This window comes from Paenibacillus sp. BSR1-1 (genome assembly GCF_030403775.1).
In the GTDB taxonomy this organism is placed as follows: Bacteria; Bacillota; Bacilli; order Bacillales; family Cytobacillaceae; genus Neobacillus.
Genome location: NZ_JAQMWQ010000013.1, coordinates 99,810 through 116,482 on the forward strand (window position 1 = coordinate 99,810; position 16,673 = coordinate 116,482).

A 16,673-nucleotide genomic window follows, 5' to 3' on the forward strand; every position below is an offset into this window, starting at 1 on the left:
TTTGAGATTCTATTTTTAAGTTTGTCTATTTTTCGGGGAGTTTTGTCTATTTTTTTAGGGGTTTTGTCTATTTTTCAAGGTGCTTTGTCTATTTTTCAAAGGGTTTTGTCTATTTTTAAGCCACATTGTCTATTTAACCAATTTTTGTAAAAAACCAACCCCAAAAAGGGAACCCACTCCACAAAAAAACAAGCAGCCCCGGTCCCCCGGAACTGCGTGCTCATAAACATACAATTACTTAATCCAAGCCCCATCCTTACCAAGCTTATAGCCGTCAACTGTTGTGCTGTAAGCCATTTTGCCGGATTTCAGATTGAAGTAGTACCACTTGCCGTTGATATACTTCCAGCCCGTTTCCATCGCGCCGCTGCCATTTAGGTGGTACCATTCGCCGCCTACCTTCAGCCAGCCTTTTTGCATTGCGCCGTGGCCATCCAAGTAGTACCATTTACCGCCATCAAGCACCCAGCCCGTTTTCATCGCGCCGCTGCCATCTAGGTAGTACCATTTGCCGCCGTCTAACAGCCAGCCCGTTTTCTTCACATCATCCACAAAGTAGAACCATGTGCCGTTATCTTGTACCCAGCCGTTTTTCACCACTGGCTTCGGATCAACAGGAACTGGATCTGGATCCTTCACTTCGGCACGGTAAATGCTGATTTCCTTTGTTGTGACGTTTCCAGCGAAGTCAACAAGACGAAGGTTTACTTTGTTATCACCATGCTTGACTGGAACTGTGAACTCATAATCTGTGCTTGCAGGTGTCATGACATCCACCGGGCTCTTATATGGCTGCACAAATACTTGGTTGTCGCCCACAAATAATGATAGGTAATTGTAGTTATCTTTTAAGGTTAACTGAACTTTAGCCTCATCGACATCATAGCCGACCTTATCAGAAGAATTCACAACGATTTCACCTGGAGTGGTATCGATAAATACTTCACGGCTGATGGAGAATTCCTTGCCAGCAACGTCTGTTACCACAACAGGAATCTTGTACTTGCCGTCCTTATCAAACTTCACAGTTGCTGAGAAAGCGTACTGATTTTTCGCAGCATCGTAAGTAAGTGTTACATCTTTACCGTTTACTTGTGCTTTATCCACACCAAGATCATCTGTAAAGTAGCCGGATACTGGAACTTCAAGAGACTTATAGATTCCAGATGCAGCTGGATTCGATAGATAGATTAACGGAAGCGCTGTGTCGCCTGCCGCTGTTTTCGAACCGCCTACGTTTAAAGCATTATCAGTTGCAAAAACTTCAACAGATGTTTTCGCAGCTAATGGTGTCGCAAATTTATAGCTTGATGCAGTGCCAGCCACAGTAGCTGTTAATTTTCCATCCACAAAAATGCTGTAAGATCTAACGCCTGTACCATTTTCTTCTGTAGTCCAGTTTACAGTCGATGCGGCATTATCAAAAGTGGCCTTCACTTTTGGTGCAGTCGTGTCGACATAGACTGGGATTTTCTTAGATTGGTAGGCCGCACCATCATAATCGATGACCGATTTGATTTCATAGTAGTACACACCGTCTTCTACCTTCTTGCCGCCAACTGTACCATCCCAGGCACGGCTTGCTTTGAAGGAATAAGTTGTACCACTTCCGCCATTGACGTAGTTTTTACGAACATCTTTTTCCAAGGCAACTGTACGAAGGAACTTGCCGTCTTTGTCGAGAACGTTGAACTTTGCTTCAGCTACGTTACGAACGAAGGATGGAAGCGGATAAATGGTATCCAATTTTCCGTCTGCATTCGGTGATACAGGATAATATTGTTTTCCAGCAACGGCAACTGGAGCAACGAAGGTTCCGGAAGCACCAGAAAGCATTTCATTCCAGCCGGCAGCTAAGCCGAAGAAACGGTTTTCGCCAAGCTCTTTAAAGCCATCAACGATATCCGGACGATCCCATTTTCCATAGAAGCCAACATATGGAATGTTCAATGTAGGCTCAAGCTTGTTGTTTGCATCTGTAAGAGTAACAAAGCCTTCTACAAAAATATCTTCTTTTAGATCAAGGGCAATTTTTTGGCCTGCCGCATCTAAGCCAGGAATTTTGGCATTTGAAAGATCTACGTTAACAGTAAAATCAATTGATTTACCCGCTGGAACAGTCACTGTTTTAGGAGCATCGACCACAGCACCATCCATATTGCCGGCGATTAATGCATTCGTATCCTCTTTGCCTGCAGCTGCCTTCTGAATCGTATCCGTTAGTACGTCTGTATTGACTGAATATGTTACCGATTTGTCGGAAACGTTTTTCGCGGTAAAGGTCATGCTAAACTGTTTAGACGTGAAATCCTTTAATTCTACTTTACCTTCGTTATTCGCTTTGTTGACCACATAAACTGGTGTGGAAACGGCGCCAAAGGTTTGCATCATCCCTGCACCTTGACGGCGAGGTGAGAATGGCTGGCCGTTTAAATCAACAATTTTATTCGAAGTGTTCATCAATAGAACCTTCGCTAAGTGAGTACGTTCGCCAGCTGATAAGCCTTTGAAACGATCGTCACCTTTTAGGTATTGCTGTACCAGGGCAGATCCGCCGGCAACATGTGGAGATGCCATCGAAGTACCGCTCATGTATTCGTACTTATCATTATTTACCGTAGAATAAATATGTCCGCCAGGTGCCGTAATTTCAGGCTTTAGCTCAAGGCTCGGTGTTACCCCCCATGAAGTAAAGTCGGTCATGCGGCCGATTTCAGGGTCATCGGTTTTCTTTGTCTGAGCGACATGAAGAGTTGTATGACCAGCGGCAATCGCTGCTTCTAGCGCAAGACCTTGGTCACGCTTCACCATCATGAATGGAACATGGAATTGTCCTTGGTTTTCAAGGAAGGTTGGCGCAGTACTGTTATAAACAATAATTCCAGCTGCCCCTGCTGCTGCGGCATTTTTTGCTTTGTCCACAAATGTTAATTCTCCGCGCTGAACCACTACAATTTTGCCCTTTACATCCTTGCCGGCATAATCTTCCGGTTTGCCAAGCTTGCCGCCCAGGCTGACTACCTCTAACGTGCCGCCATTTTCAAGCGGCATCCAGTCATCTAGACCATAGCCAACAGCAGAGAAACCGTCTGCACCTTCAAGTGTAATCGTGTGCTGATATAAGTAGTTAAGGTTACCAGAAGCCGCAACCTGTAAGGAATCTGTATTCAACCCTGGTGCGCCGACTACCCCGATATCCGGGTTTTTCGCCCAAGGATTGGAATTGTAGCCGTAAGCGATGTTTCCGGAGTTACCCGCAGAAACCGCACAGACAATACCGTTATTCACGGCACGAGTGATCGCCAAATCTTCAGCACTTCTTTCATCATAGAAGGAAGCAACAGAACCAAGGCTCATGTTTAATACATCTGCCCCTAACTTGATCGCATCATCAATCGCTGCAAGATAGATATCCGATTGTGTGGAGGCATAGTTCGGGTCGTTACTGAACACCTTCATCCCAAGGACTTGCGCTTCAGGTGCCACCCCTTTAATGCCGCCGTTTGCTTCGTCACCGTTGGCTGCAACTGTACCGGCAACGTGCATGCCGTGCATCGAAGCCGCAGGACCTAAATCAAGGATGGTGCTGTTTTCATCGAAATAGTTATAGCCATAAGGCACTTTATCTGTGTAAAATTTACCTTTTAAACCGGCTTCACTTACCACTTGGGCTACTTTATCTTTACTTAACGCATCCTTGGATGGATCCGTTACTTTGAAGTCACGGTGGGATGGGTCTACCCCTGTATCAATGACAGCGACAACCATGCCTTCACCTTTGAGCTTGGCATCCGCCCATGTTTGATTTGTTTGGATGAAGCCCTTACTTGTTTTCATATCAGGTGTTTCTTCAGGACGATTGTACTCGTTCGCGATAAAGACATTCTTTACACCTTGGATCGATTCAATTTTGGAGATTTCCCCATATTGAACATCACCGCTGAACCCGTTAAAAGCTGTCGTGAAGCTCTTTTTATATTTTACGGCCACGCCTTTAGCAGAGATTCTATCTTTTACACTTTTTTGCTGTTTTACTAGATTAGTAGTAAAAGAAGCTTTTTTACTTTGCGATAATTCTTTATACAGCTTCCCTTGCTCGGTTGCATATTCAACTGGAGTTTGGCCATCTAATTCCACGATGACGCGGACCTTGTCCGACGCCTTAAGGTCAGCAGTGCCCTTAATATCGCTGGTATTGATGTTTTTGAAATCCTTGCTTGCCAAATCCTGCAATTGTTTTACTTTTGCCGCAAAATCATTTTGCGGTGTGGTGGTTACAGCTGATGCGTGGACAGTGAACCCTAGATTGGAAAGTGCCAGGGCCGACGCAAGTGCAACAGAAGCCACTTTTTTCGGTCTTTTTCTCTTCAAAATATTTCCCCCCTATGTATCTTCCAAATTCCGATTTTTTAGAAAAATCAGAACAGGTAAACCTTATATTAATTGGAAATTTTTATTTGGTCAATATAATTTTTGAATATTCATACAAAGTTTTTTCGACATTATGCATTGCGGGATATAAAAGAGATTTAAAAGGTGTCAGTAAGGGGTTCGACAATGTGAAAAATTATATAAATTCAACGGGAATATTTTTCCCTAAACAAAAAAAGCCGAGGGATCTCGACTTTTTTAAAAAACTATTTTGTTCCAAACAAACGGTCGCCGGCGTCGCCAAGGCCTGGTACGATGTAGCCGTGGTCGTTCAATTTCTCATCCAAAGCGGCGATGTATATATCAACGTCCGGATGCTCGGTTTTTACAGCTTCTACGCCTTCTGGTGCGGCAATCAAACACATAAATTTGATGTTTTTCGCGCCGCGCTTTTTCAAGGCATGGATCGCATCAATCGCTGAACCTCCAGTTGCCAGCATCGGGTCAACGACGATGAAATCGCGCTCTTCTACATCACTTGGAAGCTTCACATAGTATTCAACAGGCTTTAAGGTTTCCGGATCGCGGTATAAGCCGACGTGGCCTACCTTTGCGGCCGGAATACATTTTAGCATCCCATCAACCATGCCGATTCCGGCGCGCAAAATCGGAACAAGTCCTAATTTTTTCCCGGAAAGCACCTTTGAATTTGTCTTGCAAACCGGTGTTTCAATTTCGATATCTTCAAGCGGCATATCCCTTGTGATTTCAAACGCCATCAATGTTGCCACTTCATCAACGAGCTCGCGGAACTCCTTTGTTCCTGTATTTATGTCGCGTATGTACGTAAGTTTATGCTGGATAAGCGGATGGTCGAAGACGTATACCTTTGCCACAAAATCGCCCCTTTTCGTAAAAATTAACTTCGTCTCATTTTACAGAAAAAAAATGCAATGAGCAACTCGGATACCAGTTCCGGAAACAAGTTAGATTTTTCAAAAAAAAACGGCCTAATGATAAAAGTAATTAGGCCGTTTCACTAATGCTTAATATTCTGGGTATAATGTAAATTTGCTTGTTAAGGCTTCAACGCGTCCGCGTGCTTCTTCAAGCTTCGCTTCATCTTCATGATTCTTCAAAGTGAACGCAATGATGGAAGCAATCTCATCCATATCGTCTAAACCGAAGCCGCGAGAGGTAACCGCAGCTGTTCCGATACGGACACCGCTTGTTACAAATGGGCTGTTTTGATCGAATGGAATCGTGTTCTTATTAACAGTAATGCCGATTTCATCGAGTACCTTTTCAGCGATTTTTCCTGTTAAGCCGAGGCTTGTTACATCCACCAATAATAAGTGGTTGTCCGTCCCTCCGGAAACTATTGTTAAGCCTTCTTTTACCAGGCTTTCAGCTAAACGCTGGGCATTGGCAATGATATTGCCGGCATATTCTTTAAAGCTGTCCTGCAATGCTTCACCAAAAGCAACCGCTTTGGCTGCGATCACGTGCATCAATGGACCGCCCTGAATTCCTGGGAAGATTGATTTATCGATCTTCTTGCCGAATTCCTCTTTGCAAAGGATCATCCCGCCGCGAGGACCGCGTAAAGTTTTATGTGTTGTAGTTGTAACGAAATCTGCATATGGCACTGGATTTTGGTGCAGGCCTGCTGCCACAAGTCCAGCGATGTGCGCCATATCCACCATGAGGTAAGCGCCGACTTCATCAGCGATTTCACGGAACTTGGCAAAATCGATTGCACGCGGATACGCACTGGCACCGGCAACGATTAGCTTCGGCTTGTGCTCAAGAGCTTTCGCACGAACGTCATCATAGTTGATGCGGTGAGTCGTTTCATCCACACCGTATTCCACGAAATTATATTGGATACCACTGAAATTGACTGGGCTGCCGTGTGTTAAGTGGCCGCCATGGGATAAATTCATGCCAAGCACTGTGTCGCCTTGCTCTAAGATCGTGAAGTAAACGGCCATATTGGCTTGTGCACCGGAATGCGGCTGAACGTTGACATATTCCGCTCCAAAAATCTGCTTCGCACGGTCGCGGGCAAGATCTTCCACGATATCAACATATTCACAACCGCCATAGTAACGGCGTGCTGGATATCCCTCTGCGTATTTGTTCGTTAAAACTGACCCCTGTGCCTCCATTACGGCTTCACTGACAAAGTTTTCTGAGGCAATTAATTCGATTTTAGCACGCTGACGGCCAAGTTCTTTTTGAATCGCTTGAAAGACCTGTTCGTCCTGTTGAGACAAATGCTTCATGATTATCCCCCTTATATGTAAAAGACTATGGACTATTTCGAAAATTCCTTTTTCATTTTAACACGAACTACTATGAAATAAAAGAGAAACATTTTTCGTTTTTTAAACAAATTTCAGATGAATTACCTGTATCACCCACCGGATAAACAGTAAATCACGAACATTAAAATTAATTACAGCTTAAATTTTCGTCTTTTCGTTCATACACCGCTCTGGCGCCGCCGATCAGCTTCGGCCTCGTTTTGGCAAGTGTCACATAGGCATGGCCAACATTTTTCTGCTTCACGCGCAAAGGCACAGCGACATGCTTTAAGTGCATCCCTATAAACGTATGGCCGATATCGATTCCCGCCTCCGCCTTCACGAATTCCACGACAACAGCATCGTCCATGTTTTCAAACGCATACGTTGCCATCGCCCCGCCGGCGGTACGTGCTGGGACAACCGAAACCTCATCCAAATTTCGCTCGATGGCTGTTCTGCGCTCAACCACCAAGGCCCGGTTTAAGTGCTCGCAGCATTGGAACGCCAGCTGGATACCCGTATCTCCTTGCAACTTTTTTAAGCTTGAAAAAATCATTTCGGCCACTTCGAACGTGCCGGCGGTTCCGATTCGTTCGCCGATCACTTCGCTGGTGCTGCAGCCGACCACCATCAGCTGTCCCGGTTTAAACCCGGCCTGCTCTTTGAATTCTGCTAGAATCGCTTCAAGTTCCTTTTCCCATTCCTGGATCATCGTGAACCTCGACCTTTCTGAAAAGAAAGTTATAGTTGCTTTTTCTCGTATTCCGTAATTTTGCCGACACGTCCTGCATGGCGGCCGCCTTCAAATTCCTCTGTCAGCCAGATTTCCACAATATCGCGGGCAAGCCCTGGGCCAATGACGCGTTCGCCCATAGCAAGCATATTGGTATCATTATGTGCGCGTGTTGCTTTCGCACTGAAGGTATCGTGTACAAGTGCGCAGCGGATTCCCTTTACTTTGTTTGCAGCAATGCTCATGCCAATTCCTGTCCCGCAAATCAGGATTCCCCTGTCAAACTCGCCGCTCGCAACCTTTTCTGCCACTGGCAGAGCATAGTCCGGATAATCGACGGACGTTTCACAATCGCAGCCAAAATCCACATATTCTATTTTCAAATCCTCTAGCAGATGGGCGATTTCCTTGCGAATATTGACCCCGCCATGATCAGATGCTAATGCTACTTTCACGTTAAGACCCCCTGGTTTTTCAACTCAATCTTCTTTTAATTTTGACATACCGCCTGAAAAATATAAAGAAAAAAAAGCCCCCATTGAAGTGAGCTTGTTTTACGAGTTTATTTTTCCAATCGCTTTTTCAATTAATTTGTCCAGCTGTTTAAAGGTTTCTTTATATTGTGCTAAACTACCGCCGTAGGGATCGATGACATCATGGTCAAACGGTTCCCCCGTATATTCCTTCAGCGTAAACACCTTCGCAGTCGAATGAGGGTATTGCTGCTGGATGGCAAATTTATGGGAGGAGGTCATCGTTAAAATCAAATCCGCCCAGTCCACCTCTTGATTCGTTAACAGCGTAGAACGGTGATTATGGACGACTTTGTTGTCATCGAGCACCTGTTTGGCGTGAGCCGATGCCTCGTTGCCATGTGCGGCATAAATTCCTGCGGACCTGACTTCCATCCCATCGATTTTCTTATGTCTTAAAATCGCCTCAGCCATTGGACTCCGGCACGTATTTCCCGTACAAACAAATAAAATCCGCTGCACTATTTATGCCCCCCTTTCCCCCTATTATAAAACAAAATTTCCACCATTCAAAAATGCCTGCACCCCTTAGCGATAAGAGATGGCTTGTTTCCCCATTTGCTCCCAGCCGCGTTTGAAGGCGCTGATTGAGACTTTCCGATTTTTAGTAACACTTAGCGGGTCATTGAAATAAATATATTGGCTGTCATAGCCTGTGATCAGGACGCTGTGCTCTTTATAGGTAATGGAAATTTTTCCGGTCGGCGTGTTCCATGTCTGCCAGTATTGCGATGGAACCGTGTCAAACAGCACATTGTTGATGACCCACACCGGTTTGCCGCTGTTCAAATGCTTATAAATTTCCTCAAAGCTGCTTCCGGTGAAATCGATCACCCGGTTTGGCAGGTAGCGTTCCGCCAAATCCGCAATTGGCCCGTGGTAAACTCCAAGCCCCGGCTTATTAAACGTATACATGTCGCCGACAAAACCCGAATACGGATTACCGAAGTACACTTGACCATTCGTTTTCGAATATGGCGTCGGGTCTTTCCGCACCTGGGAAGCAAGCGTCATTTTTGAAACATTTTTTCCAGCATCCAAAAGCATCATGTCGAGTGACGTCACTTCACAGCCGCGCGGCAGCTCCGGCATTTGCGCGACCAGCGGAACATCCAGCTGAACTGATGAAACGTACCCCTTGCTGCCTAGGTAAAAACGGTCCTTTCCGCTTTGGATCCAGCTGCCGCTCCTCATCGAGCCGTCACTATTGAGATAGTACCACTTGCCTCCATCCAGCAGCCAGCCGGTTTTCATCGCCCCATTTGATGCAAGATAGTACCATTTACCGCTAGTGAAAACCCAGCCCGTCTGCATTGCACCTTTGCTGTTCATATAGTACCAACGGTTTCCGTCTTTCATCCATCCGGTTAGCATCTGCCCGGAACCGCTTAAATAATACCACCTGCCGCCATCCAGCAGCCAGCCGGTCTTCATGACACCTTTAGTGTCGAGAAAATACCATTTCCCACCTGTTTGAATCCAGCCCGTTGCCATTGCGCCATTATTTTTTAAAAAATACCACTTGCCATTCTCTAATAACCAGCCCGTTTTCATCACACCAGATTGGTCAAGATAATAGGCTTGGCCGTTACCTTCGATCCAGCCTGTTTGCTTTTCTCCATTTGTTCCATAATAATACCAAAGGCCGCCTTCTTGAACCCAGCCTGTTGCGGCTGTCTTAACTAACAATTCGTATGTATGATTGGCCCCATCCTCCGCAGAAATAGTCAGCATCGTTCCTGCCGGCTGCTTTGGAATGGCCACTTCAAATTGTCCGGCCGAATCGGCTGGAGCAGAGCCAAGGATTCCCTGATTGTTTTCCACTGATACTTTTGCGTTTTCAATCGTTTTCCCTTTAATCGACGTCGTCTGATCAGTCACTTTTTCGAATAATTGGATTTCCGAGGTTGTTTCCGCTGTTGCCAGTCCCGGAACAAGAGAATAAGAGAATACGATCAGAGCAAAGCAAATTGTTACCCATATTTTTGGCCGCACACGCTGCCCCTCCCCCAATTAATAGAATGATATATTCTACAATTCTACCATTTCGGAGGATAATCCTGTTTATTTTTATAAAAATTGCCAAAAGGGTGCCAGCAGTTTTAGGCCAAAGGCTAATAAAATTGCCCCGCCAAGCGCCTCGCTATAGCTCCCCATCCAGCCGCTGACCTTTCTTCCGAGCAGTAACCCTGCCCATGTTTGCACAGTTGCCGCGATTCCAAAGCATAATATGACCAAAAGCGTTTTGGCACCGTATATACCTAAGGAAAGTCCGACGGAAAAACTGTCGAGGCTGACGCTAAGCGCAAATATGATTAAGCCAATCCCGACAGGTGTGATGGCCTTTTCCTCCCCTTTTTTGAGGCTTGCCCAAATCATCTGCACCCCTAAAACGATTAACAGTAAGCCGCCAATAAAGGTAGCGAAGGCTCCAAATTTTTCTGATAAAAATTTGCCTGCGACGAGGCCCAAAAGCGGCATCCAAACATGGAACAGTCCGATAGTGATGCCGATTTCAAAGATTTTTTTGAGCCGCAGTTTGTGCATTCCCATGCCGAGTGCGACCGAAAAGGCATCCATCCCTAGGGCAAATGCCATTAATAGTAGTGTTACAACTTCTCCGAACATCTCCGACATTCTGTCTTCGCCCCCTTGGACTAACTATTTCAGCATATGCACGTCCCATTTGTTTTAGAAGTCGAGCGGGGGAAATGGCCGGGGTGTTTAGTTTATTTTAGCGTTCTGGAATGCGGGAAAGGGCTACGTGACCGAATTGGCTCTGGAATTGAGATTTCAAGCACGTAGACGGGGGCTATGTTACCCAAATCGCTCTTACACTGAGATTTCAGGCACGTAGACAGGGGCTACGTTACCCAAATCGCTCCTGTTCCGAGTTTCCGGGCACGTAGACGAGTTCTATGTTACCCAAATCGCTCCTGTACCGAGGTTTCGGGCACGTAGTCAGGTTCTACGTTACCCAAATTCCTCCTGTACCGAGGTTTCGGGCACGTAGTCAGGTTCTACGTTACCCAAATTCCTCCTGTACCGAGGTTTCGGTCACGTAGGCGGGTTCTACGTTACCCAAACTGCTCCTGTATTGAGTTTTCGGGCACATAATCCGAGGCTCATTAAAAAAAGCTTGCGTACATAAAAAAACACCAAGCCCCGCAATTCAGCAGGACCTGGTGCTTACTCACCAATAATTTTATTCCCAGCAGCCTTCAAAAGGCGGTTCATGATCGCATGCCCTACACCTTCATTCGGAAACATCTCACTAAAAATAATATCCACCTTCAATTGATTAAAACGACGAAGCGTATCATATAGCGCTGCCGCAACCGTCTCCAGCTCATCCCGATGCCCGCAAGCGAGCACCACATCCGCCTTAAACTGATCCACGTACTCCTCTGTCGTCAGCACTCCGGCCGAAAGCCCTTCCTTCTCCTCTTCTTCCACTAAACGCTGAAGAAAATCTCTCGTGCCTGACACCAAATAAAGCGGAGCATTTGGGGCATAATGCTTGTATTTCATACCCGGGGATTTTGGCTTCGAGGCCTCATCCGTCAAAGCCGGGTCAATCCGAACCTCGCCAATCACATCCTCTAGCTGCTCCTTCGTCACTCCGCCCGGGCGCAAAATAACTGGTACTGCTTCTGTGCAGTCCACCACCGTTGACTCCACGCCAACTCCCGTCTGTCCGCCATCCACGACCCCGGCAATTTTCCCGTTTAAATCATCGAGCACATGATCCGCACTTGTCGGACTCGGCTTGCCCGAGCTGTTCGCACTTGGCGCCGCAATCGGCAGCCCACATGACTTCAACAAAGCCAGAGCCACCGGATGATCCGGCATCCTTACTGCCACGGTCGAAAGTCCAGCCGTCGCTTTTTCCGAAAGAACGCCTTCCTTCTTATTAAAAACAATCGTCAGCGGCCCCGGCCAAAACGCATCCATTAACACTTCCGCTGTCCGAGAAACCTCACTTACAAATCTACTAAGATGCTCTTTGTCGGCGATATGAATAATTAACGGATTATCCCCAGGCCTGCCCTTGGCAGCAAAAATTTTCGCTACCGCCTCGTCACTTTCAGCATTGCCGCCGAGGCCATAAACGGTCTCTGTTGGCAGGGCCACCACTTCATTTTCCCGTAAAAAATTCGCTGCATCCACAATTTGTGGATTACTTTCTAAATTATCCACATTTTTATCCACTATCCAGACCTTTGTGTTCATAGTTATCCACCTTTATCAGAAACGAGTCTTTTATCGAATTTTGACGAATAACGGCGATTAGACTCATATTTTCCACCTAGTACGTTTGAAAGTATAAAAGAAGGCGGGGATAAATACAAGTTTTATCCACAAATTGTGCATAAGTTTCTGGAAATAGTGGATAACTTTGCGGATATATCCACAGTTATAAAGAAAATTTTAAAAATAACGAGTTATCCACATTCAAAACGTGTCGAATATGTTTTGATCCATAAAACTGCTGCGGCAAATCGCCCCGGCCAATTTTCTGAAAGCCCATTAATTCAAAAAACGGAAGGGCCGTTCCTTTATTTGTTGCCAAAAATAAACTTTGCATTCCTTTTTCTTTCGCCAATTGCACCATTTGATCAAAAAGAACGAAAATCTCCTTCTCAGCTTGTCCAGGCGTAACGACAAGCGAGCGCAGCAGCCCAAAATCCGCGTAAGCCTCCATTCCAAGCGTACCCCTAAGCGTACCTTCCTCATCTTCTAGTAGCAAAAAGCAGCCAATCGAGTCCTCATTTACTCCATCCGTCCCAAGATTGGCCCTCTCCAAAAACTCTCTTAAATTGCTGAGATCCTCTTTACCCGCCTTACGAATTACTGATTCCAATTCATCCACCTCTTCTTTTTTCATTTCTACTCTATGATTATTAAAAAGATAGATAAAATAGAACCGGCAAATCTATTAAAAAACCAGCTCCGCTGAAAGGAACTGGTTTAATTAAATAGCTTTTCCCACATCTCAACCACGAAAAACTTCACTTTCACCGGCTGTTCATCCTCTGCCGTATAAACTGGTTTTTTCTCTTGCTTAACCGTTTCTTTTTCCTGCACAGGCTCTTCTGCTAAATTTTCATGTACGGGCTCTTCTTCTAAAAGCTGCTCTTGCTTCGCTAACGTATAATTTTCCACTACAGCTGGCGATTTTTCAACCGTCTCTTTTTTAACGGGTGCTTTCGGCTGCTTTACCACCGCTTTAACTGATACTTGCGGCTGTCTTTCAACCGGTTTAGCCTTTACTGGCTCTTCGACCGCTGCCTTAACCGGCTCTTCCTGGACCGTTTGCGCTTCAACATGTTCCTTTTCATCAAAGCCTTTGCTTACGGCAATCCCATTTGAAAAATCTAGAAAACATAACGGCGGGTACAGCACACACCACCAATTGGCCCCCTCGCCTTTACCCAATGTAATCAAAATCGCCTGGTATTCTCCGGCTGGATATAAAAACTGGCCATAAAGCTTTGTCGGAAACTGAACCTTGCCAAACTCTACTTTCACTGACTGGTTGGAATTTTGCTCGCGCACCACTTGTTCCGCAATCGCTTGAATTTCCGGCAGCTTCTCATTGATCACCGCTCTTGCTTTTTCCATAGACGTTAAATCCTGCACCCATAAGGTAATCTGAGCATTAACCGCATCGCGCACCTTCCGCTTGATCGCCTGGTCCTTTTCAAAATCACTATTCGCTAAGATTCGGAGGCGGATCGCTTCCCCTGGAATCACAATCGATTCCTTCTGCGCCGCTTCTGTTTTTGGCATATATAAACTCAACATTGTTCCCAATGATAATACTATTAAGTAAGCCCAAACCACTACTTTGCTTCTCACTCTCAGCACCGTCCCTTCGATATCCTCATTGTGGACAGAAACCAAGAATCTTAAACTAGTAAATTTTAATATTTTTACCCGAACATTTCATATTACTCCGCCCTAATCGACCACTACCGCCTCTACTCCGGTCCGACGGGCTTTATAATCCTCTCTTATCGACCGTCATGACTCTTTTTCCAAGCTCTCGGGCTTTATGAACCTCTTTTATCGACCGCCATGACTCTTTTTCCAAGCTGACGGGCTTTATGATCCTCTCTTATCGACCGTCATGACTCTTTTTCCAAGCTCACGGGCTTTATGATCCTCTCTTATCGACCGTCAAGATACTTTTTCCAAGCTCACGGGCTTTATGAACCTCCCTTATCGACTGCCAAGACTCTTTTTTTAAACTCGTGGGCTTTATGAACCTCTCTTATCAACCGCTGCACCCTTTTTCCAGGTTCAAGGGTATTATGAAACCCACACTAATAAAAAAAGCCCCGGGAGATCACTTCCCGAAGCCAATTTCTGCAAACACCATCCGGTCCTTGCCGTTTATATCATTCACAATTTCAACCTTAACTTCCTTAAATGCTTTTTGAAAAAGCTCCGCTACCGCTTCGCCCTGACCGGCCCCAATTTCGAAACATACCAGTGCGCGCTGCGCTAGCACCTGAGGAAGCTCCACCATAAAGCGGCGGTAAAAATCAAGTCCGTCCTCGCCCGCAAATAAAGCCCGATGCGGTTCATGCTCAGTAACCACTTCCGACATTGTCATTATATCCCCCGTCGGAATATACGGCGGATTAGAAATGACAACATCAAACTGACCGCCAATAAAAGGCTTTAACAAATCACCCTGGATAAATTCAACATCAGCCTCAAGCCGGCTGGCATTTTCCCGCGCCACAATTAAGGATTCCTCCGCAATATCAGAAGCGAAGACCTTTAATGCTGGCTGCTCCAGCTTCAGGCTGATGGCAATCGCACCGCTTCCCGTACCAATATCCACTACCTTTTTTAAACCCAGCTTATTTATTCTCTTGAGCGTTTCATAAACAAGCTCCTCTGTTTCCGGCCTTGGAATGAGTACCTCCTCATTCACCAGGAACGTCCGGCCGTAAAAATCCTCAGAGCCGATCATATACTGAACCGGTACACCCCGGACATGCTCGTGAACAGCTTCCTCAAAACGTAACAGCACAGCCGGATCTACATCATCGCGCATATTGGCAAACAGCTGCGACCGCGACATCCCGGTAAAATGCCGAAGCAATAGCTCGCCCGCATTCTCATCCCGATTTGCTTTTTTTAAAAAAGAAGAAGCCCAATTAAGAGCTTCGAATACTTTTTTACTCATCTGCAGCCTCTTCCAGTCTTTTCGCTTGATCTTCCATAATCAAGGCATCGATGACTTCATCCAGCTTGCCTTCTAAGATTTGGTCCAGCTTTTGAATCGTTAAACCAATGCGATGGTCCGTCACGCGATTTTGCGGGAAGTTGTAAGTACGAATCCGCTCGGAACGGTCGCCGGTACCAACCGCCGATTTACGCACTTGATCGTATTCTGCTTGTGCTTCCTGCTGGAATTTATCATAGACGCGCGCACGCAAAACCTTCATCGCTTTGTCTTTGTTTTTATGCTGTGATTTTTCGTCCTGACAGGATACCACGATTCCTGTTGGGATGTGAGTTAAACGAACGGCTGACATCGTTGTGTTGACGGACTGTCCGCCGGCACCACTGGAGGCAAACGCATCAAAACGGATATCCTTATCGTGGATTTCAATCTCTACTTCTTCCGCTTCTGGCAAACAAACAACCGTTGCTGTTGAAGTATGAATCCGTCCGCCCGATTCGGTTTCCGGCACACGCTGTACACGATGGGCGCCATTTTCAAATTTTAATTTGGAGTAAGCGCCGGCACCATTGATCATAAAGCTGATTTCTTTGTAGCCGCCAAGGCCTGTCGGACTGGCATCAATCAAATCTGTCTTCCAGCCCTGCGCTTCGGCATAACGGCTGTACATCCGATAAAGCGAACCAGCAAACAGAGCTGCCTCTTCCCCGCCGGCCGCACCGCGAATTTCGAAGATAACGTTTTTGTCATCGTTCGGATCCTTTGGAATCAGAAGAATCTTCATGTGGGCTTCCAATTCTTCAATTTGCGCTTCCAGCTCGTTTACTTCTTCCTTCACCATTTCACGCATTTCGGCATCGAGCTTATCCTCAAGCATCGCCTTAGCGTCAGCCAGCTGTTCGCGAGCCTCTTTATATTGGCGGTACGTTTGCACAGTTTCTTGTATGTCAGATTGTTCTTTTGAATATTCACGTAGTTTTTTTGAATCATTAATGATTTCCGGATCGCTTAAAAGTTCATTTAATCTTTCGTAGCGATCTTCAACGGATTGAAGACGATCAAACAAGTTATTCACCTCGAGTTTTAGTCCATAACATTCTAATTATAGTATAGGCGTTAAACTCAGTCAAAACCAATTTCTGCAGGGAACTTTTTTACAACCACTTTTTAAATTCCAAAATGACTGTATCCTTCACTTTCAACTATCGCTGGCACTGACTATTTCACAGTGACCGCCAGACACTTTTTTCTCTCTTCACGGGCTCTGTCACCCTTTCACAGTGACCGTCAAACACTTTTTTCTCTCTTCACGGGCACTGTCACCCTTTCACAGTGACCACCAGCCTCTTTTTTCTTTCTTCGCGGGCACTGTCTCCCTTCCACAGTGACCGTCAGACACTTTTTTCTTTCTTCTCGGTCACTGTCTCACTTTGACAGTGACCGTAGACCTCATTTTTTCTCCTTCCACGGGCACTGTCACCCTTTCGCAGTGACCATCAGCTACTTTTTCTTTCTTCACG

Annotated in this window: 13 protein-coding genes; all 13 read right to left on the reverse strand. The window is 45.8% G+C overall.

The annotated features are described in order from the left end of the window. Positions 1-234: 234 nt before the first annotated feature. The 13 genes from PH210_RS17965 to prfA all read right to left on the reverse strand — a co-directional run bounded on the left by PH210_RS17965 (position 235) and on the right by prfA (position 16,219). Complete coding sequence (locus tag PH210_RS17965; RefSeq protein ID WP_289987492.1) at positions 235-4,371, reverse strand: S8 family serine peptidase; 4,137 nt, start codon at positions 4,369-4,371, stop codon at positions 235-237. A gap of 266 nt (positions 4,372-4,637) precedes the next feature. Beyond that, positions 4,638-5,267 carry a uracil phosphoribosyltransferase gene (gene upp, locus PH210_RS17970; RefSeq protein ID WP_289987493.1) on the reverse strand — a complete coding sequence of 210 codons (630 nt, stop codon included), beginning with the start codon at positions 5,265-5,267 and terminating at the stop codon, positions 4,638-4,640. Between the two features lie 150 nt (positions 5,268-5,417). Then, positions 5,418-6,659, reverse strand: a complete 1,242-nt coding sequence (glyA, locus tag PH210_RS17975) for a serine hydroxymethyltransferase (protein ID WP_289987495.1) — start codon at positions 6,657-6,659, stop codon at positions 5,418-5,420. A gap of 169 nt (positions 6,660-6,828) precedes the next feature. Continuing rightward, complete coding sequence (locus PH210_RS17980; protein WP_289987496.1) at positions 6,829-7,395, reverse strand: TIGR01440 family protein; 567 nt, start codon at positions 7,393-7,395, stop codon at positions 6,829-6,831. A gap of 29 nt (positions 7,396-7,424) precedes the next feature. Then, on the reverse strand, positions 7,425-7,871 hold the full coding sequence (rpiB, locus tag PH210_RS17985; protein ID WP_289987499.1) for a ribose 5-phosphate isomerase B: 447 nt from the start codon (positions 7,869-7,871) through the stop codon (positions 7,425-7,427). Between the two features lie 99 nt (positions 7,872-7,970). Beyond that, the gene (locus tag PH210_RS17990; protein ID WP_289987500.1) at positions 7,971-8,411 is read right to left on the reverse strand and encodes a low molecular weight protein arginine phosphatase; all 441 of its coding nucleotides are present in this window, start codon (positions 8,409-8,411) and stop codon (positions 7,971-7,973) included. Between the two features lie 66 nt (positions 8,412-8,477). Further along, the gene (locus tag PH210_RS17995; RefSeq protein WP_289987502.1) at positions 8,478-9,944 is read right to left on the reverse strand and encodes a C39 family peptidase; all 1,467 of its coding nucleotides are present in this window, start codon (positions 9,942-9,944) and stop codon (positions 8,478-8,480) included. Between the two features lie 75 nt (positions 9,945-10,019). Then, a complete protein-coding gene (locus PH210_RS18000) occupies positions 10,020-10,586 on the reverse strand; it encodes a manganese efflux pump MntP (RefSeq protein ID WP_289987504.1) in 567 nt (188 codons plus the stop codon). Positions 10,587-11,138: 552 nt separating this feature from the next. Beyond that, on the reverse strand, positions 11,139-12,182 hold the full coding sequence (locus PH210_RS18005) for an L-threonylcarbamoyladenylate synthase (RefSeq protein ID WP_289987506.1): 1,044 nt from the start codon (positions 12,180-12,182) through the stop codon (positions 11,139-11,141). A 184-nt stretch (positions 12,183-12,366) separates the two neighbouring features. Beyond that, the gene (locus tag PH210_RS18010; RefSeq protein WP_289987508.1) at positions 12,367-12,813 is read right to left on the reverse strand and encodes a GNAT family N-acetyltransferase; all 447 of its coding nucleotides are present in this window, start codon (positions 12,811-12,813) and stop codon (positions 12,367-12,369) included. A 107-nt stretch (positions 12,814-12,920) separates the two neighbouring features. Next, entirely contained in the window at positions 12,921-13,811 is an 891-nt protein-coding gene (gene spoIIR / locus PH210_RS18015; protein ID WP_289987510.1) for a stage II sporulation protein R, read from the reverse strand. A gap of 490 nt (positions 13,812-14,301) precedes the next feature. Then, positions 14,302-15,153 (reverse strand): peptide chain release factor N(5)-glutamine methyltransferase, encoded by an 852-nt coding sequence (gene prmC, locus PH210_RS18020; protein ID WP_289987513.1) that lies wholly within the window; start codon positions 15,151-15,153, stop codon positions 14,302-14,304. After that, entirely contained in the window at positions 15,146-16,219 is a 1,074-nt protein-coding gene (gene prfA, locus PH210_RS18025) for a peptide chain release factor 1 (protein ID WP_289987515.1), read from the reverse strand. The genes prmC and prfA overlap by 8 nt, the downstream gene beginning before the upstream one ends. Between the last annotated feature and the right edge of the window lie 454 nt (positions 16,220-16,673).